The 21,953-nt window shown below is 35.3% G+C and carries 17 protein-coding genes; 11 read left to right on the top strand and 6 right to left on the bottom strand.

The window, feature by feature from the left end:
- Window positions 1-332 precede the first annotated feature (332 nt).
- Together ABEG63_RS01940 and ABEG63_RS01935 are read left to right on the top strand one after the other, a co-directional pair.
- A complete protein-coding gene (locus tag ABEG63_RS01940; RefSeq protein WP_312388914.1) occupies window positions 333-560 on the top strand; it encodes a hypothetical protein in 228 nt (75 codons plus the stop codon).
- Window positions 561-563: 3 nt separating this feature from the next.
- A complete protein-coding gene (locus ABEG63_RS01935; RefSeq protein ID WP_267401952.1) occupies window positions 564-818 on the top strand; it encodes a hypothetical protein in 255 nt (84 codons plus the stop codon).
- A 112-nt stretch (window positions 819-930) separates the two neighbouring features.
- Here ABEG63_RS01935 and ABEG63_RS01930 read toward each other — a convergent pair whose 3' ends face one another.
- Window positions 931-2,142 carry a type IX secretion system plug protein domain-containing protein gene (locus tag ABEG63_RS01930; RefSeq protein ID WP_346582561.1) on the bottom strand — a complete coding sequence of 404 codons (1,212 nt, stop codon included), beginning with the start codon at window positions 2,140-2,142 and terminating at the stop codon, window positions 931-933.
- A gap of 290 nt (window positions 2,143-2,432) precedes the next feature.
- Here ABEG63_RS01930 and ABEG63_RS01925 point away from each other — a divergent pair, with 290 nt between their 5' ends.
- Window positions 2,433-3,071 (top strand): MBL fold metallo-hydrolase, encoded by a 639-nt coding sequence (locus ABEG63_RS01925; protein WP_346582559.1) that lies wholly within the window; start codon window positions 2,433-2,435, stop codon window positions 3,069-3,071.
- A 212-nt stretch (window positions 3,072-3,283) separates the two neighbouring features.
- Here ABEG63_RS01925 and ABEG63_RS01920 read toward each other — a convergent pair whose 3' ends face one another.
- From ABEG63_RS01920 to ABEG63_RS01910, 3 genes are read right to left on the bottom strand one after another with little or no spacing between them, the layout of a single operon-like run.
- Window positions 3,284-5,728, bottom strand: a complete 2,445-nt coding sequence (locus ABEG63_RS01920; RefSeq protein WP_346582557.1) for a TonB-dependent receptor — start codon at window positions 5,726-5,728, stop codon at window positions 3,284-3,286.
- Between the two features lie 47 nt (window positions 5,729-5,775).
- Window positions 5,776-7,254, bottom strand: coding sequence for a trehalase family glycosidase (locus tag ABEG63_RS01915; RefSeq protein WP_346582555.1), 1,479 nt, complete (start codon window positions 7,252-7,254; stop codon window positions 5,776-5,778).
- 2 nt (window positions 7,255-7,256) lie between these two features.
- Window positions 7,257-8,486, bottom strand: coding sequence for an MFS transporter (locus ABEG63_RS01910; RefSeq protein WP_346582554.1), 1,230 nt, complete (start codon window positions 8,484-8,486; stop codon window positions 7,257-7,259).
- Window positions 8,487-8,609: 123 nt separating this feature from the next.
- On the opposite strand from ABEG63_RS01910, the gene ABEG63_RS01905 reads away from it, so the two are divergent.
- Window positions 8,610-9,515, top strand: coding sequence for an AraC family transcriptional regulator (locus ABEG63_RS01905; RefSeq protein WP_346582553.1), 906 nt, complete (start codon window positions 8,610-8,612; stop codon window positions 9,513-9,515).
- Window positions 9,516-9,746: 231 nt separating this feature from the next.
- Here the strand turns inward: ABEG63_RS01905 and ABEG63_RS01900 are convergent, their stop codons facing one another.
- A complete protein-coding gene (locus ABEG63_RS01900; protein ID WP_346582552.1) occupies window positions 9,747-10,301 on the bottom strand; it encodes a thioredoxin family protein in 555 nt (184 codons plus the stop codon).
- A gap of 300 nt (window positions 10,302-10,601) precedes the next feature.
- Between ABEG63_RS01900 and ABEG63_RS01895 the strand changes: the two genes are divergently transcribed.
- The 4 genes from ABEG63_RS01895 (at window position 10,602) to ABEG63_RS01880 (ending at window position 17,727) form a co-directional block, all read left to right on the top strand.
- On the top strand, window positions 10,602-11,198 hold the full coding sequence (locus tag ABEG63_RS01895; RefSeq protein ID WP_312388928.1) for a TetR/AcrR family transcriptional regulator: 597 nt from the start codon (window positions 10,602-10,604) through the stop codon (window positions 11,196-11,198).
- 353 nt (window positions 11,199-11,551) lie between these two features.
- Window positions 11,552-12,712: an efflux RND transporter periplasmic adaptor subunit gene (locus ABEG63_RS01890; protein ID WP_346582550.1), complete on the top strand. Its 1,161-nt coding sequence runs from the start codon at window positions 11,552-11,554 to the stop codon at window positions 12,710-12,712.
- Between the two features lie 130 nt (window positions 12,713-12,842).
- Complete coding sequence (locus ABEG63_RS01885) at window positions 12,843-16,025, top strand: efflux RND transporter permease subunit (protein ID WP_312388930.1); 3,183 nt, start codon at window positions 12,843-12,845, stop codon at window positions 16,023-16,025.
- Window positions 16,026-16,314: 289 nt separating this feature from the next.
- A complete protein-coding gene (locus ABEG63_RS01880; RefSeq protein ID WP_346582548.1) occupies window positions 16,315-17,727 on the top strand; it encodes an efflux transporter outer membrane subunit in 1,413 nt (470 codons plus the stop codon).
- A gap of 319 nt (window positions 17,728-18,046) precedes the next feature.
- Here the strand turns inward: ABEG63_RS01880 and miaA are convergent, their stop codons facing one another.
- Window positions 18,047-18,967: a tRNA (adenosine(37)-N6)-dimethylallyltransferase MiaA gene (miaA, locus tag ABEG63_RS01875; protein WP_346582546.1), complete on the bottom strand. Its 921-nt coding sequence runs from the start codon at window positions 18,965-18,967 to the stop codon at window positions 18,047-18,049.
- A 279-nt stretch (window positions 18,968-19,246) separates the two neighbouring features.
- Here miaA and ABEG63_RS01870 point away from each other — a divergent pair, with 279 nt between their 5' ends.
- The 3 genes from ABEG63_RS01870 to nadA all read left to right on the top strand — a co-directional run bounded on the left by ABEG63_RS01870 (window position 19,247) and on the right by nadA (window position 21,901).
- On the top strand, window positions 19,247-20,104 hold the full coding sequence (locus tag ABEG63_RS01870; RefSeq protein WP_312388934.1) for a DUF1732 domain-containing protein: 858 nt from the start codon (window positions 19,247-19,249) through the stop codon (window positions 20,102-20,104).
- Window positions 20,105-20,200: 96 nt separating this feature from the next.
- Window positions 20,201-20,770, top strand: a complete 570-nt coding sequence (gene gmk / locus ABEG63_RS01865) for a guanylate kinase (protein ID WP_346582544.1) — start codon at window positions 20,201-20,203, stop codon at window positions 20,768-20,770.
- A gap of 111 nt (window positions 20,771-20,881) precedes the next feature.
- Entirely contained in the window at window positions 20,882-21,901 is a 1,020-nt protein-coding gene (gene nadA / locus ABEG63_RS01860) for a quinolinate synthase NadA (protein ID WP_346582543.1), read from the top strand.
- Window positions 21,902-21,953 lie beyond the last annotated feature (52 nt).

Genomic DNA, 21,953 nt, shown 5'->3' with positions numbered 1-21,953 from the left:
AAAATAATGAAGAAGATTCAATTCTAGATCCTTTCAGAATGACAAATGGAAAGAAGATTTTAAGAAATAAAGAATGTGATGAAAATAAAAAACTGACTTTATGGATAACTTTAACTTCTAAAGAATTTATTTTTAAGAAAGTTCAAGTGTCGCAAGGTTAAAAAAAAAAAAAAAAAATAACACAATACCCCTAAAAAAAACACCCATTAATTCAAATTTTCAATTAAAAATAAAATACACCCCTATTATTTTAAATAAAATATTTGAAATTTAATAATTTTTCATACCTTTACCCCATCAAAACAACATCATCAACCTTAAAAATTAAAATGATGAATGCAACTGCCCAAATTTTACAGCACAAGATTGAAAGTTTCACTCCAGAATTGTTGGAAACTTTAGCGAAAATGGTAGAAAATTTAGAAACTACAAATAGAATTTCTGTTCCGCAGTTTCAGATCGATGAGGTGTTATACAGAATTCAGTTTCATCAGGAAAATCCGAAAACAAAACTAGATTTTTTTGAAAACATTTCTGAACTGAAAAAGAACTGTGCATAAGTGATGAAAATTCTTCTCTCTTCGATTGCAAAGAATGACATAAGGCTGCTTATGCGGGTTTTTAATGCTGAAAAAGAAAATAAAGGAATCGATTTTTTGGAAGATCTGAAAACATCTATCAATGAAATCTCGGAAAATTCTGTCGCAAAATCAAGTGATATTGCCGTTAACAAAATGCAGAATTTCCCAGTGAATATTCATTATGTTTTTGAAAACGAGGAGAATCTTTTTATTACCGCTATTTTTAAAGAAGATTAGAATTATTTGATTACATAATTATATTTCAAGACTAGTATTATTATATTAAAGCCTTACAATAAATACATTGTAAGGCTTTTTTATTTTCGTTAAAAATATCTTTAATTAAAAATTATTTCACAGGCGTTCTGAATTCTCCATAGCTTATCAATCCGTCATAGTTTCTACCGAAAGGTTTGTAATACATAAAGGCCTGATAAAGGTTTTCTGTTTGCCAGAAATTCCCGTTGATCTCTCCAAAATTCAGCGCACCGTTTGCTTCTTTTGTCGCCAAAATATAGTTGTAAAAACCTTGTTTCAGGAAAATTTTCGCCACATATTTTTTATTCTGTTCATCATACTGCATCTGGAATTCTTTGCTAGGTTTAAAATCATTAAATCCGCCCAAGACATAAATCTCTTTATTCAAAGGTTCCGAATCCAGTGAAAAATATACCCAAGAATAATCTGCTTCTCTCTCCGCATTTCTTTCCAATCCCAAATCATTTCTACGGTAATACCACGCTCCGTTTACATCCGGCTGATATTGATAATTCAACGGATATGCCCAAACGGGATGAAGGTAAGTATAGTTTACCCCCTCTTTTACCTCAACCGAGTTTACCATATCGGCAGCCATATTCATATTTTTATTATCGAAATAGTAAAATTCGTTATTTCCAGGAAAAACAAGATTCATTTGCTGAAAAAGCAATTTGTTTCCTAATGTTGTACTTGGCCTTAGATTATTTACCGTAACATTTGGGTTGTTATTCTGCATCACGTTTACCGTAACAGAATTTACATTTGAAGTAAGATCACCACCTTTTGCAACCGCCTGTATCTCTACTCTTTGGTTGGCATTCGGATTTTTAGCATCTGCAAATCGCGTAACATTTAAAGCCATCGTGGCATTATCTTCAACTACATAAAATCTCCTTTTAAACAAAGGTTTTTCTGCAGAATCTTTATAAACAATCAGCTCAAAATTCCCTGAAACTTTCGGCTGCATTTTATCATTCGGAAAATTCAGTTTGTAATGAGTATAGGGCTGCAGTGTATTAAATGAATATTCGAAGCGATCCAGCAAACCGTTAAGACTTCCGTTAGCAAATTCGGTAAAGAAAAGATTATCATCCTGCCAGTTTCTGTCGTAATGTTTCAGTGTATATCGATAAATCTCGCTGGAATTCGTAAGATCATCAAAACTTAACACCAACTGCTGATTGAAATTAATCACCGGCGTTTCATCATTCGTTTGAGGATTGAATAATTGTATACTCTGGATTTTCTGCCCAAGCATTAAACCACCTATAGAAAGTAAAAATAATTGCAAAGTTTTCATTATGACGAAGATAACGAAAAAAGATTTTTAAACCATAAAAGGTAAAGCTCTTTATTAATTAAACTTGCGTGAATTTTTATTTTAAGTTTATCTTTAAAAACATTAATGAAGAATACATAAGTTCATAAAGAGTCTTTGACTTTCTTTCTTTTGAAAACTTTTGATTTCTTACTATTCCATTTTATCAGTTATTAGTATCTTTTGATTCTTTTGCGGTGAAAATAAAATCAAAAGATTTTTAAAACAAAACTTTTGTGGCTACATTTGTTTCAATAAAAAACATTCAGCTTATGCTTCAGATTCAGCGTTTCGTATTCAATTTTGCAAGCGAAAATACGTATGTACTTTATAATGAAAATAAAAATGCATGGATTATCGATCCGGGAAATATGAATGAGCAGGAAACTCAGCTTATCAACAATTTTATTTCAGAAAACGGATTGAAAATTCAGAAAATTCTTTTAACCCATGCTCATATCGATCACGTTTTGGGACTTCAATGGGCATATGACACATTTAAAGTTCCTGTCACTATGCATGAATACGATCAGGAAGTTTTGGATATGCTCCAGGCAAGCGGAATGAGATTCGGTTTCCCACTGGAACCTGTAAATGTAGACATCGAATACATCAACGAGGGAGAAACCATTGATCTTGATGGTGAAGAATTTAAGATTTATCATGTTCCGGGGCATTCTCCGGGAAGCATTGTGTATCATAATGACCATAGAAAATTCATGATCTCCGGCGATGTTCTGTTTGAAGGAAGCATCGGAAGAACCGATCTTTACAAAGGAAATCACGAACAGCTTATCAACGGAATTAAAACTAAACTTTTCATTCTTGATGATGAAACACAGGTTTTATCAGGACACGGAAATCCAACGAGTATTGGGTTTGAAAAGCAGTATAATCCGTTTTTTAAGTAAAAACTAGAATTTAAACTCAATGACTTTTGAATGCTTCGACTCCGCTCAGCATGACATTTCTAATACTAACTTCTTTATTAGCAATCTATTTTTAGCGATGTCATGCTGAGCGAAGTCGAAGCATCTCAGTAAAAACCCAACTTAGTAATAAAAACAAAAACCGTCAGAAAATTTCCGACGGTTTTTCAATTTAAATATAAAAAACTAGTTGTTTAGAAATCTAAAGTAACAGACGCTCTTGCAGCCGCTCCCATAATTGGTCTTGCCATTCTGATATCGCCGGTTCCCGTTAATGGAGATCTTGGATCACCCTCTGTAATTCCTATCGTGTTAAAGATATTCGTTCCGTCTATGGCAAAACGGATTTTTCCTAACTGATAAGAGATTCCCGCTCCGAATTCAGAGAATGAAGGCAAACTGTTGTTTTCCGAATTAACCTCATCTTGAAAACGTTTCCCGTAATAATTCATACTTACATATGCTCTCCACTGTTTCGTAATATTCACCGCAGGAGAAATATTGAAATAGAATTTCGGCATTCTTCTCACTGCATTTCCGTCATAATTAAAAGAGCTTCCATCTGCATTTCGTCCTGTAAAATCTTTATATTTTGGATTTTGAATCGTTCCATTGAAAGTCAGCTCGAGCACATTATTAAATAATCTTGCATATCCTTCCAATTCAACCCCGATATTGGTGGTGTTGGCAAATTTATTTTCTGAAGTTCCGTCTGAGAAAATATCTGTAAATGAAAGATTTTTCAAGGTTGAATAGAACGGAATTACCGCAATATCAAATGATCTTGAATAATATTTGTACCCAATCTCCAACTGATTGGTCGTTACAGGTTTTATCGCCGAAAGATCATTCATATTATTATAATATGCTTCTTCATTCGGAGATCTGAAACCATTGGAAAAACGGGCATACACTGCATTTTCTCTGTTGATTTTATAATTTAAAGCGGTCGTAAACGAAACCTTATTCACATCATAATTCCAATAGGTGTATTTATTTCCTAACACAGACATATTATCATCAGCCGTTGTAGTCTCAAAACCATGAGTTCCATCTACGGTCAATCCAGAATTATTAAGATTTGAAGTCGTGGTATTCACCCCATATCCTTTATAAAAATCTCGGCTGTAACGAATTCCTCCGTTGAAACTTAAAGCTTCTGTGATATTATAATCTAAATTCAGATAAAGATCATTCAGACTTCCCTGAATCTGAGAATCTCTGATTAAGAAAGACATATCAGTTACACCGTTATAGGTTTTAGAATAACCGACATCAGTAGGATTTAATGAAGAATCAACCAAATTCAGCAATTCTGGTCTGTCGGTTGCCGTGGTCAGAATATTACTCCAGTTCCAGTATTGATGAGATTTCCAGTTAGACTTATAAAAACCTGCCGTCACATTTCCTTTATCAAATTTATAATTAAGTTGTAAGTCGTTCACAAAATTATTCATCTGCTTATCAATTGCCCAAAAGCCCAATTTCTGAACATATTGAGGATTGACAATAGCTCCTGAACTTACCGACGAATACTGAAAATTATTCCCTGCAATCCCATTGTCATTAGCAAAATCTGTCGCTAACTGTGGTCCGCCGGAAGGGAAAATTCCGGTATAATTCATATTGATATTGGTGTATCTCGTTTTGTTGATGACAGAAAAATTATTCCCCAAATCGTACTTAAACTCAGCTCCTAAAACATCAACTTTCGGATGAATTCCATCTTCTAAATTCCTGCTAAAAAAACCACCTCCCGCTTGAGGAATATTCAACTGACTAATTGCTCTGTAGCTATATGTTCCGTAATTCGGATCAAACCCCTGAAAACCTTTCAGTTTATTTCCGTTTTGAACCAAAGGAATCGGAAGGAAAAAAGTATTTCTGTCGTCTAGTTTTTTATAATAAATTTTGGCATATCCTTTATCGAAAACATATTTCAGATTCATTCGGATCTGCCCCCCATTATTGGCTTTAAAACCTGTTTTTCTGATCCCGTCATCTGTTCTGTAGAAGCCACCAACATTAAAGAATAATTTATCCTGAACCAATGCTCCTCCCAAGTTGACATCGGTACGCATTAGACCATAAGTACTGGTTTCTAATTTCGCAGTTCCTTTAAAATCATTACTTCCTTCTTTAGTAATAAAGTTAATAAGGCCCCCGGGAGAATTAGTAGCATAAATGGATCCTGATCCCCCTCTCAAAGCTTCCAGTCGGCTCACCGAATTATCCACACGGAAAAAATTATCAGCATTCGCAAACTGCAGAGCTCCATCTTCAAAAACCGGCAGCCCATCTTCCTGTACTTGTACGAATTCATATGCCCCTGCGGAAGGAATCCCTCTTGCAAAAAGGTTATTTCCCACCTCTCCACCAGAAGTCTCTACTGCAAATCCCGGAACTCTTTGTAGTAAAGCTGCGGCACTGATCGGGTTTTGCTTCTGAATTTCTTTCGCACTAAACGTAGAAATTGCAGTGCTGGATTCTATTTTCTTTTTTGGATTAGAATTCCCGGTGATGACAACCTGCTCAATAGATGCAGATCTTGTGGAATCCTGCGGAGTTTCCTGAGCATAAGCATTATTGAAATAAAATGTGGCAACACCGGCAATTAATAAGATTGATTTTTTATTCATAGCCATATAATTTTTTACAGTTAGTTTTAATTTTTTTAGTTTAAAATTTAGTTTTCTTTTAACTTAAGATAAACTCCATTCGTCCAGCCGAAACCGTCCTGATTTGGATATTCTCCGCCTCCTGCAACCGTTTCAATATCCAATGCATTGTATTTTTCCATGAGTTTTCCTGTGTTTTGGTAAACCCTTTCTACATTTGCACACCAGTTAATTTTAATTTTTTCCGCCAAATCATCAAAGCCATACTTCTTCATTGCTTTAAAACCCAGCCATTGATAAGGCGCCCAGGCATTCGGAAGATCCCATTGTTGACCCGTTTTTTTGGTTGTCGTTACTAATCCGCCCTGATATAAAAATTTTTCTGAAATAATTTCAGCAACAGACTTCGCCTGTTCTTCACTCGCCAATTCAAGGAATAAAGGATAAAGAGCAGCAATATGTTCAGACGAGGTTGTTGTGTGTTTTTTTATGTGATAATCTTTGTAGGTTCCGGAATTTTCGTCCCAGAAATATTTGTCGATCATCTGTCTTCGGTCTGCTGCTCTTTCTGAATAATAATTTTCTTTCTCCGTAAGATTTTGAAGCGATGAAGATTTCGCCAATGTTTTTTCCAAGTGCCACAAAAGGCAGTTAAGATCAATTTCAGCCAGGTTCAACGTTTCAATGCTCTGTATATTTTCACCGTCTGCAAACCATCTGCTGGAAAAATCCCAACCCGATTCGCAGCCGCTTCGGATGTTTCTGTAAAATTCATCACCCGCATTTTCCGAATCTTCAATATCAATTAAATAACTTTCAGGGCGCGGTTCGTTTTCCGCATCGTAATATCTGTTTAGCAGATCTCCATTAATAGTTTTTAATACCCTTTCTGAGCTTTCCTCATTTCCGAGCTTATCAAAGCCTTTCATCCAAAAAGCATGTTCTTTTTCTAAAGTATCGTGATATTTGATATAAATATTTTCGTCCTTCGTGGTTTCAAAAAGCAGATCCAACATCAACGAAAAATACGGAGACTGAGAACGGCTTAAGAAATGCGTTCGGCTCGCATTCGGTACAAATCCAACGGTTTGAATTAAATAAGAACAGTTTTCAACAATATTTTCCATCATTTCAACTCTTCCTGAAACCTGTAAACCCAACATAATATAATAACTGTCCCAATAGAAAAATTCATTAAAACGCCCTCCCGGAACTATGTAAGGTTTTGGAAGTTTCAACAATGTTCCTTTTTCTTCATAAGCGGTTCTGGTTAATTCATCCCAAAGTTTTTCAATATGTTCGTCAATCGGCAATTGTTTTTCTCTGTGAATCGAAACTTTCGCCCCTAAAAAGTCGAAATTTGACAGTACAAATTCTTTCAAATCAAAATTTTCTGACTTTTTTTCCTGCTCATATTTTGCATTAATTTCAGCAATCGGAAATAATGGAACTGCATCGGTCATCATCTTCTGATCTTCAAAAATTTTCGATCTTTGAACGTCATCAAAAAGAGTCTGAATTTCGTTGATGTATAATTGTTTATTCATTTTTATTTTTTAGGATTTATTTTTAATTTATTCATGAAAATTGCTGAAATAATCAACAATGAAAGCGGAATTAATGAAAGGTAAAACGCCTGTTGACCACTGAATTCCTGAAACACAAAACCTGTAATTATCGATCCAATTGTTCCTCCGATTGCAGAGAAAACCACGATTAAACCAGACATGGCACTGTGTAAATATTTTGGAATTGATGCTAAAATCACCGAATTGATACTTGGATAAATTGGCGCCAATAAACCTCCCATCAACGGAAATAAATAGACAACCAACGGAGCGTTCAGCCAAGTTGTTCCCGCGTCAATATGAATGTTGTGAGTTAAGGGAAGAACTAATAAAATACTTATCGCAAAACCAACCACACAAAAAGAAACTACGTAAATCCAGCTGAATTTTTTCGAGAAAAAGCCCGATAAAAATCTTCCCAATGCAAAAGCACCTGCCAAAACTGCTCCCGCCTGAATACTCATTGAAGTCGGAACTTTTAAAATTTCTTTATAAAAAGTTGGCGTCCATGTTTGGAAACTTTGTTCAACCAAAACGAAAAGGAATGCACATAATAAAAAGAACAATACTTTTTTATAACTGAATAAACTGATGCTGTTTCTTAAATCTCCGAGCAGATCTGTTTTCTCACTTTTTGCTTCGTGCTCGTCCAATTTTGTGAAGAATAAAAACAAAAAAGACAGTGTAGAAATTCCTCCTAAAACCCAGTATACATTCAGCCAATGGGTTGATCTTGGGTTATGATCATCTATGAATAAGCTGAATAAAACATTTCCCATTAATACGCCGATCATAAAAAAACCTTCCAGATAACCCATAAAACTTGAATGTTCTTTATCTGTATTCGTTACCAATCCGATAGAGGTAAAAACCGAAATTTTAATTAAAGCAAAAGAAACTCCGACAACGGTAAACAAAATTTTAAAGAACCAAAAAGCATTTGCAAAAGGCATGACAAAACACATGCAGCTTACGAAAAGTAATCCAATCAACATTGATTTCTTAATTCCGATCTTAGGTAAAAATGAAGCCAGAATGAATGAACAGATTGCAATCGGCAAATCTTTAAAACCTTCCAACACACTTGCTGAAGACTTTGAGATTCCGAAGTTTTGCTGCATCTGTAAAATTACCGTTCCTACAGAATTCAAAAGAATCGCAAAAACGAAATAATTTAAAAATAAAACGGCCTTAATATTGAAATTTTTCATTCATATAATTTCTTGGTGACTAAGATAAAAGCATTTCACTTAACGTTAATTTAACATCATAAACCAATATTTGAACTATATTAATATAATTATTATTTTAGTCAACAAAATATGATTAACTAAATGAAAGTTACTTTTGAGAGAGTCATCCCCAATGAAAAGAGCTCTTTTCGACTTATCCACAACAATTCACCTATTTCAGAATTCAAATGGGAATATCATTATCATCCCGAAATTGAATTGGTATGTGTGCTTTCCGGGAGCGGAACACGCCACGTAGGTTATCACAAAAGCAATTATACGAACGGAGATTTAGTATTGATCGGTTCCAATATTCCGCATTCAGGATTTGGGTTGAATTCTATTGATCCTCATGAAGAAATTGTGCTTCAGTTTAAAGAAGAAATCTTACAATTTCCACAGCAGGAAGTGGAAGCAATCTCAATCAAAAATTTATTGGAACTTTCAAAATTTGGGATTCATTTTCACCAGAATATCCATAAAATGATGATGCCAAAATTAAAACTCATGCTGGAATCGGAAGGATACAAAAGATATTTGCTTTTATTGGAAATCCTCTTTGAACTTTCAAAGTGTGAAGATTATGAGCTTTTAAATAAAGAAATTATGCCCTACACCATTATTTCAAAAAATAAAACGCGGCTGGAAAATATTTTCACCTATGTGGAAAACAATTATGACAAAGAAATCAATATTGACGAGGTGGCAAAACTTGCCAATCTTACATTGCCTGCTTTCTGTAATTTTTTCAAAAAGGCGACGCAGATTACGTTTACCGAATTTGTGAACAGATATCGCATCAATAAAGCGTGTTTGCTGATGGCTCAGGATAAAACGATCTCCGAATGCAGTTACAGCTGTGGTTTTAATAATGTGACTTATTTTAATCGAATGTTTAAAAAATATACCGAAAAAACGCCTTCAGAATTTATTAAGAATTTCTCACACAAAAAAGTGAATGTGGATCTGAGTCTTGAAAATGAAGTGAAGATTAACGTTGGTTTTTAGGATAGAAGCGGGATGTGGGAAGATGGAAGTTCATAACAGCTATTCAATTGATATTTTCAAAAACCAATTGTGGATAACTCTGTGGATAAAATTGTGGATAAGTTTTTTTAATTAAAATTAAACAGTATATTTTCAATACATTACAAAAACAAAAAAGCTGCTCGAAAGAACAGCTTCATATATTTGAATTGCAAAGCTATCAACCGACAACCCGCAACAATCAACCAGAAATTATTTCCACTTAATATTACAACCCATGCTCGGTCTCTGGATTTCTTCTTGCGGTTCGCCCAACAAAAGGTTTTCAAAAGCAATAATCAAATCTTCACCCGTTACATCTTTGTGATTTCCAGGTCTTGAATCATCCATTTGCCCTCTGTAGATAAGGTCTAATTTTTCATCAAAGAAAAAGAAATCCGGTGTGCAAGCCGCATCATACGCTTTGGCAATTGCTTGGCTTTCGTCATATAAATAAGGAAAATCAAACTTTCTTTCAATTTGAAATTCGATCATTTTTTCCGGAGCATCAGCAGGATATTTTTCTACGTTATTGGAGTTGATTGCAATAAATTCAATCCCTCTTTCATTATAATCTTCATATAATTCATTCAACTTATCAATCACATGAAGAACAAACGGACAGTGGTTACACATAAAGATCACCAACGTTCCTTTTTCTCCTTTCAGATCATCCAATGACTGAATTTCGTTTGTTTTTGAAGGGTTCGGAAGCTCAAAAAATGGTGCTTTTAAACCCAACTCAATCATATTTGAGGGAGTATTCATAACTTTTTTATTTGTGCACAAAGATAGAGATTTTCTTTATTATATTAGTAAAGAAGCGACAGACAGGAAGATGGAATTTTAAAAATAATGATCCATTGAATTGGACTATAAGCTATATTAATTTTTACAATAATTTAAAAAATTACTATTCAGAACGTGCTTCCAGCCCCCATTCTTCAAGTATCCAGCCAAATTATAAGAGACCTTCAAAACGTATCTTTAAAAATTAAAGTCAAAAATTTGTTTGGAAGTTATGTTCAAAGTTTGTAGTTTTGCTAACACTGTTAGAAAAAAAATATCATGGGCTTACATGAACGTCGTCAAAGAGAAAAAGAATCTATACGTGCCAATATTTTGGACGCGGCTTTTTCTTTGGCTAAAACAGAGGGCTGGGCTTCACTTTCGATCAGAAAAATTGCTGATGCGATTGAGTACAGCGCGCCTGTAGTGTATGATTATTTTGAAAACAAAGAAGCTATTTTATTTGAAATATCATTAAATGGCTTCCATTGTTTGCACATCGAATTATTAAAAGCACAGAAAAAACATGACACTCCTGAAGAGCAATTGGTAGCGATTGTGGATGCATACTGGAAATTTGCTTTTATGAATAAGGAGTATTATCAGCTGATGTTCGGGCTGGGAATGCAATGCAGCGGAAAAGGATTGATGAAAGAAGAATTTTCGTCGTTTCAGGATATGCTGTATGACTGCACCTACGAGATCATCAAGAAAAAAGGTTCAAATCCTGATAATGCATGTCACTCCTCTCACGCGCTGTTTTCGGCGGTGCATGGGTTGATTTCCATTATGATGATGCGTAATGACGACATTCCTTCTACGATGAATAAAACGACTTTAGATGAAACAGTTTCTGCTTTCATTAAGTCTTTGTAAATTTTTTTTGAACTAAAAATTAACACCGTTAGGAAAAGTATCACAGTATAATTAATAGTATTCAACTTAAAAAAATAAACTTTACAATGAAGACTAATTTCATGGCATTACTTTATGTAATTTTCTTTCCTTATCATTAACAGCGTTAGGAAAAATAACACACGTACACCTCATCTTTATATACTTAAACCAACATTAAAACAATTTCCATTATGGAAACATCTACCTGATCAAGATTAATAATTCTGTAATTTTTTTAAACTTTAAATTAACACCGTTAGGAAAAATAACAGAATATTAATTAAAAACAATATTATTTAATCTAACACTTCATTAAAAAATTTAAACTAAAAATGAAAATACCTGGAAAAATAAGGTTCATCGTACTTATATCAAGTATTATCCTTTTACAAAACTGCACAAAGGCTGCTGAAGGATCTAACACTCCTCCTCCGGCTCCTGAACTGCCTGTTTATTCTATCATCACGTCTCCGGCAACCACCTATCAAGAATTTCCGACTGCTTTGGAAGGAAAAAACAATGTGGAAATAAGATCGCAGGTAGACGGTTACCTAGACAAAATCTATGTGGAAGAAGGCGCTTATGTAAGAGCAGGACAGCCTTTATTTAAAATAGATTCGAGAACATACGGCGAACAAATGAATATGGCAAGTGCCAATTTACAAGTTGCCAATGCCAACATTCAAAAAGCTAAAGTTGAGGTCGACAGATTGGAACCTCTTGTTGCTGCAAAAGTAGTTTCTGACGTACAATTGAGAACAGCAAAAGCCAATTATGCAGCCGCAGTGGCAGCCGCTTCACAAGCAAAAGCATCAGTTGGAAGCGCTAAAATCAACGTTGGATTTACTACGATTACCGCACCTGTAAGCGGATATATCGGAAGAATTCCTTATAAAAAAGGAAGTTTGATTTCAAGAACAGATGTAAATCCGTTGACTTTATTATCTGATATCAGTGAGATTTATGCCTATTTCTCTTTAAGCGAACTGGATTTTATTGCTTTTCAAAATAAATATCCCGGAGCAACTCTAAATGAGAAGCTGAAAAATATGCCAATGGTAGATTTGGTGATCGCTGACAACAGCATTTATCCTGAAAAAGGTAAAATGAGCATTGTAGACGGACAGTTTGATAAAACAACAGGAGCCATCAGTGTTCGTGCCGTATTTCCAAATGCCAACGGAACGCTGCGAACAGGAAATACAGGACGTGTTCGTATGCCTCAATTAATGTCTAATGCAGTGGTTATTCCACAGGAATCAACGTTTGAAATTCAGGATAAAACATACGTTTACGTGGTTGGAAAAGATCAGAAAGTAGTCAGCAAACCGATAAAAATTTCAGGAAAAACAGAAAACTATTACTTTATTTCTGAAGGGGTTTCTGCAGGTGACAAAATCGTTTACACGGGATTGGGCAGCTTAAAAGATGGTGTTTCTATCAAGCCGAAAGCTATTTCTTCTGACAGCTTGCTGAAGGCAAAACCGTTGTAAAACAGCTTTTTGCTTCTGGCTTTTTGCTTTTTGCGTTTAATGCAATATTTAAAAATCATGAATTCAGAAGCATCTTTTTAGCCAATGGCCAAAAGCTAATCGCTATAAGCAACTTAAAATTAAACTTCTTATGTTAAAACAATTTATAGAAAGACCGGTACTTTCAACGGTCATCTCCATAATACTTTTATTATTGGGGGCGCTGTCCCTCTTTAATTTGCCCATCGCCCTCTTTCCGGATATTGCGCCGCCAAGTGTTCAGGTAACAGCATTCTATCCGGGAGCGAATGCGGAAGTGGTAGCCCGCTCGGTAGCTACCCCGATTGAGGAAGCCGTGAATGGAGTAGAAAACATGACGTACATGACTTCCAATTCCAGCAACGACGGAACCATGACCCTAAGCGTTTTCTTCAAACAAGGTGCCGATGCAGATAATGCGGCAGTGAACGTTCAGAACCGTGTATCCAAAGCCATGAGCCAGCTTCCGCAAGAGGTTGTGCAGGCGGGAATTTCAACACAGAAAGTTCAGAACAGTATGATTATGTTTATGGGATTATCAAGTGATGACCCGAAACAATATGATGAGCTTTTCCTTCAGAATTATTTAAAAATCAACGTTATTCCACAAATTCAGCGTATTCCGGGGGTTGCTCAGGCACAGGTTTTCGGAACGAGAGATTATTCGATGAGACTTTGGCTGAAACCAGACCGATTAGCAGCCAACGGACTTTCTCCACAGGAAGTTTTGAATGCCGTAAAAGATCATAACTTGGAAGCAGCACCTGGTCGTTTGGGACAAGGAAGTAAGGAAACTTACGAATATATCTTAAAATATAAAGGTAAATTAAACAAAAACGAAGACTACGAAAATATTGCCATCAAAGCGAACAGTGACGGTTCTTTCCTAAGACTGAAAGATGTTGCAAGAGTAGAATTCGGTTCTTATACTTATACTGCCGCTAACAGAGTTGATGGAAAACCGGTTGCCGGATTTGCCATCCTTCAAACAGCAGGATCGAACGCGAATGAGATCTTAACAGAGATTGAAAAACAGGTGGATCAGATGAAAACAACCCTTCCAAAAGGAGTTGAACCGATCATTATGTATAATTCTAAAGATTTCTTGGATGCTTCAATCCATCAGGTTGTTGAAACATTAGTGATTGCATTTATCCTTGTATTTATTGTAGTATATATTTTCCTTCAGGATTTCAGATCTACATTAATTCCAGCGATTGCGGTTCCGGTGGCTATTGTGGGAACTTTCTTCTTCCTTCAACTGTTTGGATTCAGTATTAATATGCTGACATTGTTTGCATTGGTACTCGCCATCGGTATTGTGGTAGATGATGCAATTGTGGTGGTAGAAGCCGTTCACTCCAAAATGGAAAGAACAGGAATGCCTGTAGAACATGCAACAATGAGTTCCATGAGTGAAATCTCAGGAGCGATTATTTCCATTACATTGGTGATGTGTGCCGTATTTATTCCGGTTGGCTTTATGCAAGGTCCTGCGGGAGTTTTCTACAGACAGTTTGCCTTTACATTGGCGATTGCGATTATGATTTCTGCAGTTAACGCATTAACATTAAGTCCGGCTTTATGTGCAATGTTCCTGAACGATCCTCAGGGAGAACACGGTGAACATGGTAAAAAAACAGGGTTTGGAGCAAGATTTTTCAATGCTTTCAACGCCAGTTTTGATAACATGACAAGAAAATATATCTACAGCCTTAAATTTTTAATTAAAAATAAATGGGTAGCCATCGGAGGTCTAGCTCTTCTGATTGCCGGAAGTGTTTTCTTAATCAACAAAGCACCTTCAGGGTTTATTCCGACTGAAGATCAAGGATTCGTTTTATATGCCGTGAATACTCCTCCGGGAAGTTCATTAGACAGAACAAACAAAGCAACAGAGCAAATCGACAAGATCATTAACGGCGAAAAAGCTAAAAATCACCTTTGGGTAGCCGATGGAATGAACTTCATCAGCAACTCCAATGCTTCTCCTTATGCTGCCGGTTTTATTAAACTGAAAGATTATGACCAACGCGGCGAGATGAAAGATCCCGATCAGATTGCAGCTTCATTAACCGGAAAAGTCGCGCAGGTAAAAGATGCCAACGCGTTCTTCTTCAACTTCCCTACAGTTCAGGGATTTGGTAACGTTTCCGGGTTTGAATTTATGCTTCAGGATAAAACCAACGGTACTTTTGAACAATTGGGAACAACCACTCAGGCCTTCATCGGAGAATTGATGAAACGCCCGGAAATTGCATTTGCATTTACAACGTATGCCGCTGGAAACCCTCAGTTTACGATTGATGTAGATTCAGATAAAGCGAATCAGTTAGGCGTTTCTATTACTGAATTGATGCAAACGATGCAGATTTATTACGGAAGTAGCTTCGTTTCAGATTTCAACAGATTCGGAAAATATTACAGAGTAATGGCTCAGGCGGATATTCCTTATCGTACGGATGCGAATTCTTTGGAAGGAATTTATGTTAAAAATAAATCAGGCGAAATGGTTCCTGTAAAAACATTGGTAACATTGAAAAGAACTTTCGGACCTGAAACGGTAACAAGAAATAACCTCTTCAACGCAGTTACGATCAACGGAACACCGAAACCTGGCTACAGTACCGGAGACGCGATTAAAGCGGTTGAAGAAACTGCACAAAAATCACTTCCAAGAGGTTTTGGATATGAATGGACAGGAATTACCCGTGAGGAAATCAAAACTAGTGGACAAACGACTTTCATCTTTGCATTGAGTATTTTGTTTGTTTACTTCTTATTGGCAGCTCAATATGAAAGTTATATCCTTCCGTTTGCAGTTATTTTAACGATTCCTACAGGGATTTTCGGAGTATTTGCTTTCACAGGATTAGCAGGAATTGATAATAATATCTACGTTCAGGTCGGATTGATCATGCTCGTCGGATTATTAGCCAAGAATGCGATTCTTATTGTGGAATTTGCCGTTCAGCGAAGAAATGCAGGAAGAAGTTTACTTGAAGCAGCACTTCAAGCTTCAAGATTACGTTTAAGACCGATTTTGATGACCTCATTTGCCTTCATCGTCGGAATGTTGCCATTGGTTTGGTCACAGGGAGCGGCAGCAAAAGGAAACCATTCAATCGGAATCAGTACCGTTGGAGGAATGTTTACAGGCGTTGTATTCGGAGTATTCATTATTCCTGTGATGTTTGTGATCTTCCAATATTTACATGAAAAAATGCCGAGCAGAAAAAAGAAAAGACTTCAAAGACAAAAATTGGAAGAAGATCTTTTAACTCCGGCTCATTAATATAATGATTGACAAAACTTTGAGAATTTTTAAATACATTTTGAACCATTAAGATTTTAATTAAGAAGTTTAGAATATTAAGCTATACTTCGTTTATTAAAAAATCAATTTGATTTTTCTTAATTAAACTCAACTTCTTACATGTTTTTAATGGTTCAAATTTAAAAATAGAGAAGAAACTATTCAAACTAATATCATAAAAAGCAAAGCATTTTCTCCTACTAAAGACTTCTTTGCAACTATAACTTCTCAAAGTTTTTGTCATCAATTAAAAAATAAATATCGACTTATGAAAAAAGTAATAAATATCATCTTCGCTTTTGGACTGGCTCTGGGTTCGGTCTCCTGCGTGTCGAAACTGGCATACAAGGAGCCTGAGCTTGAGCTTCCGGAAACGTTTCAATATACCGCAACGGCCGATACAGCAAGCGTTGCGAACTTACAATGGAAAGAATTTTTCAGCGACCCAATGTTGCAAAGTTTAATCGAAAAAGGAATTAAAAACAATTACGATTTACAGATTGCTTTAAAACAGGTGGCTTCTTCACAAGAGAAATTAAAACAGGCAAAATATCTTCAATATCCTGATGTTGGTTTTGGCGTTTCTGCGCAGATTTCAAAACCTTCAAAAAACAGCATGAACGGGCAAAGCTTAAACTTATTTTTAGGTCAGAGTCATGTTGAAGATTACAATGCAGCATTCAACCTATCTTGGGAAGCCGATATTTGGGGTAAAATAAAAAATCAACAGGAAGTTTCTAAAATGCAATATCTGCAAACTTACGAAGCGACAAAAGCGATTCAGACCCAAGTAGTTGCGGCAATTGCTCAGGGATATTATAATTTATTGATGCTTGACAAGCAATTGCAGATTGCAAAATCAAATTTAGAATTAAGTACCAACACCCTTTCTTTGACAGAAAAATTATGGAAAAGTGGTGATACAACGTCTTTAGGAGTTCAGCAGGCAACTTCTCAAAAACAATCCACAGAACTCTTGATTACGCAGTTGGAGCAAAATATCGCGATTCAGGAAAATGCTTTAAGTATTTTGATTGGTGAAAATCCGAACAAAATCACAAGAACCATTGAAATGGCTGATACGTCTTTGCCACAGGATATCTCTGCGGGGCTTCCTGCAGCGATGGTAAGCCGTCGTCCGGATGTTCGTCAACAGGAATTGGTGTTGTTGGAATCAAATTCAATAGTGGGAATTGCTCAGGCAAATATGTATCCTTCATTGAAAATTACTGCAAACGGAGGAGTAAATTCATTTAAAGTGGACAATTGGTTTTCAATTCCGGCATCATTGTTCGGTTCTGTTTTAGGTGGAATTACTCAACCTATTTTTCAGAAAAGACAATTAAAAACAGATTTAAATGTTGCTAAAATCCAGAGAGAGAAAAATGTATTGGCGTTTCGTCAATCTGTTTTAAATGCGGTGGGTGAAGTTTCTGATGCTTTGGTTTCTAATGAAAGCTTAAAAGTTCAGGAACAAAAAGCAACCGAACAGGTGGCAACCTTAAAAGACGGAATTAAAAGTGCCGAAATGCTTTACAAAGGCGGAATGGCAAACTATTTAGAAGTAATAACAGCGCAGGGAAATTCTCTACAGGCAGAACTTAATTTGGCTTCCGTAAAAAGACAGCGATTGAGCAGTATTGTAGACTTATACCGAGCGTTAGGAGGCGGTTGGAAGTAGTAAATTTAATTATATTGTTAATAGAATGCGGTCTTTCGGGATCGCATTTTTTTGTTTAAACTAAAACTTTATAAACCATTAAGAACATTTAAGGAGTTAAGTTTAATTAAGAAAAATCAATAGATTTTAATAAGTATTACTAAACTAAAAGCAAAGCTCATCTTAAATACTCTAAACTTCTTAATTAAAATCTTAATGGTTAAAAATTTCAGCAAAGATGAATGGTACACAATTTTATCGAAGATAAAATCCTTGCGCCTTAAAACATTACAAAATATTAAAAAGAACTTTGCGCCTTTGTGCTTTTCCAACAACTAAATTAGTTCGAAATCTTTTCATGAATATATTCAATCAACCCATCAAAATCCTCCTGCGAATATCCCAATTGCAAATAATGAATATCATCCGCTTTTCGATACCAAGTCAGTTGGCGTTTTGCATATCTTCGGCTGTTTTTCTTAATTTCAGAAACGGCAAAATCTAAGTCCCATTCACCATCAAAATATTTGAATAATTCTGAATATCCAACGGTTTTCAAAGCCGTAAGTTCTTTAAATTCTTCCAGACTTTTTGCTTCTTCCAACAGACCTTTCTCCATCATGATATCCACTCTCCTATTGATTCGGTCGTACAATTCTTCTCGTGGCGCTTCAATTCCAATTCGGATAGAATTAAAATCTCTGGAATCTTGTGAAACAGCAATTAATTCAGAATATTTTTTATCCGTTTGCCAAATGACATCAATTGCTCGCAAAAGTCTTCTGTGATTATGAAAATCAACAATATTGAAATATTCAGGATCGAGCTCTTTTAAAATTTCCTGAAGTTTATCAATTCCTTCATTTTCGAGAATTTCATGTAATTTTTTCTGATTATTTTCGTCGGCTTCGGGTAAATCGTTCAAACCTTCAATTACAGCTTTTTCATACATCATACTTCCGCCAACCAAAATAACGGTATCATGATTTTCAAAAAGTTCGTTGAGTTTTTTCAAAGCATCTTCCTCATACTGCCCGATTGAATAATATTCCTGAACTGAAAGATTTCCGATAAAATGATGAGGTGCTTCCGCTAATTCCTCTACTGAAGGTGACGCCGTCCCGATTTCCATTCCTTTAAAAAACTGTCGAGAGTCACAGGAAATAATTTCCGTATTGAAATGTTTCGCCAAATCAATTGCCAATCTTGTTTTCCCAATTCCGGTCGGTCCTACAACGGAAATCAAATTTTTATTTTTCACAGCACAAATCTACGAAAACAAGCTTTTATTATTAACTACAAAATCTATTAATGAAAATTTCGATATATCTTAAACCATTAAGAACATTTAAGATGTTAAGTTTAATTAAGAAGAAAATCAAATAGATTTTTATAAACATTATGCTAAAAGTGAAGCTTATCTTAATATTCTTAACTTCTTAATCAAAATCTTAATGGTTTAAATAAAATAATTTGATAGTATAACGTTAAAGTCACACTATAGACTTAAATCATTATCTTTGTACGACAATAAAAAACTATGATTTTATCAATGACAGGCTTTGGTAGAGCCGAAGACGTTTTTGAAGGAAAAAAAATTACTATCGATATTAAATCACTGAACAGCAAAAGCTTTGATTTAAATATTAAAATTCCTTTACGTTATAAAGAGAAAGAATTTGAAATCAGAAAAATTCTTAATGATAGACTCATCCGTGGAAAAGTAGACTGCTACATCAATATAGAGAATCTTGAGGAGACGAACGATGTGAAAATCAATAAAGGATTAATTGATTCTTACATGAAAGAACTTCGAAACATCGCTGGAGATGGACCCGATTTCGAATATCTGAAAATGGCGGTAAGACTTCCGGATGCAATCACTTCCAGACCCGATGAATTGGCGGAAGGTGAATGGGAATCCTTGGCAAAAATTGTTCACAATGCAGTTGATCGTTTCGAAGAATTCAGAAAAACGGAAGGAAAAATTCTTCACGAAGAACTGGAAAGAAATATTCAGAATATTGATAAAAATTTAGCGGAAGTCATTCCTTTTGAAGAAGAAAGAATTACAGCCGTAAAAGAACGTTATCAAAAATCTTTAAAAGAATTTGAAAATGTTGATGAAACTCGTTTTTATCAGGAAATGGCTTATTTCACAGAAAAATTGGATATTTCTGAGGAAAAAGTAAGACTTGCCCAACACTTGAAATATTACAAAGAAGTGATGGACAATGAAGATTTCAACGGGAAAAAACTTGGATTTATTTCTCAGGAAATCGGTCGTGAGATCAATACTTTAGGTTCAAAAGCCAATCATGCACAAATCCAGAAATTGGTGGTGATGATGAAAGATGATTTGGAAAAAATTAAAGAACAGACGTTAAATGTGCTTTAAATTCAAAGTTTAATATTTAAAATTCAAGGTTAATTCCTTGAACAAACATACCACTTTTGAATAATGAGTTTAACTTTAAACCATAAACGTAAAACTTTGAACAAAAAAAAGGTTATCATATTTTCAGCGCCGTCTGGAAGCGGAAAAACGACATTAGTGAAGCATTCTTTGGAGGTATTTAATGAATTGCAGTTCTCAATTTCATGTACCACGAGACAACCGAGAGGAAGTGAAGTTCATGCAGTGGATTATCATTTTTTAAGTCCGGATGAATTCAGACAAAAAATATCAGAAGACGCTTTTGTTGAATTTGAAGAGGTTTATACGGATAAATATTACGGTACTTTAAAGTCTGAAGTTGAAAAAATTTGGAATCAAGGGAAAGTAGTGATTTTCGATGTTGATGTAAAAGGCGGAATTTCCCTGAAAAAATATTTTGGTGAAAAAGCATTATCGATTTTCATAGAACCACCTTCCATTGAAGAGTTGGAACGAAGATTGATTTCAAGAAATACAGATGATGCAGAAACCATCAAAACACGCGTAGAAAAGGCAGAAGAAGAACTGTCTTACGCGAAAGAATTTGACAGAATCGTTATTAATAACGATCTGAATATTGCAAAAGAAGAAATAGAAAGTTTAATAAAAAATTTCATTGGGAGTTAAGAGGATGGATGATGGGAGCTGGAAGTTTGAGGTTTAATACATGACGTCAAAATTCTTATTTCTTATTTCTGTGACTTCTAATTTCTAGTGAGCAAAAACATTGAGGTTGATATGAGTACCGAAACATTAGAAAGGGCTAAATCGGCTATTCCGGTTAGGGGATATTTGGATATAAAAAACCTTATCATTCCGGAAGGTGAAGAATTGGTGAAAGCCATTCTCAAGTTGAAAGAAGAAAAAAATGCGGTTATTTTAGCGCATTATTACCAGCCTGGAGAAATTCAGGATATTGCCGATTTCCTTGGAGATTCTCTTCAATTGGCAAGAGAGGCAAAAGATACCAATGCTGATATGATCGTATTCTGTGGAGTGCATTTCATGGCTGAAGCAGCGAAAATTCTGAACCCAACTAAAAAAGTAGTTCTACCTGATACAATGGCAGGATGCTCTTTGGCAGACGGATGTTCAGGTGAAGGTTTGAGAAAAATGCGCGAACAGCATCCAAATGCTTTGATCGCAACCTACATCAACTGTAATGCTGAAACAAAAGCTGAAAGTGACATTATTGTAACCAGTTCAAATGCTGAAACAGTGATTGAAGCGCTTCCAACTGACCGACCGATTATTTTTGCACCGGACAAAAACTTGGGAAGATATTTATCTCAAAAAACAGGTCGTGATATGATTCTTTGGGATGGAAGCTGTATCGTTCACGAAGCATTTTCAATGGAAAGAATTGCACAACAGCTGGCTGATAATCCGGATGCTAAATTAATTGCTCACCCGGAAAGTGAAGAAGCGGTGTTGAAATTAGCACACTTTATCGGTTCTACATCAGCTTTGTTGAATTATGTGGAACAAGACGATTGTCAAAGATTTATCATCGCAACGGAAGAAGGAATTTTGCACGAAATGAAAAAACGTGCGCCTCATAAAGAACTGATTCCAGCTTTGGTTTTCGACGAAAGCTGTAATTGTTCAGAATGTTTTTATATGAAACGTAACACGATGGAAAAATTGTATTTATGTATGAAATACGAACTTCCGGAAATTCTGATCGACGAAGAATTGAGATTAAGAGCATTAAAGCCAATCGAGGCCATGCTTGATCTATCAAAAAGTATAAAATAATTTTTCACGGCGTATTGAATATTTATTTATATTTGAATGAAACTAAAATATT

The organism is Chryseobacterium sp. C39-AII1, from assembly GCF_039672645.1.
Classification (GTDB): Bacteria; Bacteroidota; Bacteroidia; order Flavobacteriales; family Weeksellaceae; genus Chryseobacterium.
Note: the sequence above shows the minus strand (reverse complement) of the source record. Positions and strands in the feature narration are given on the sequence as shown.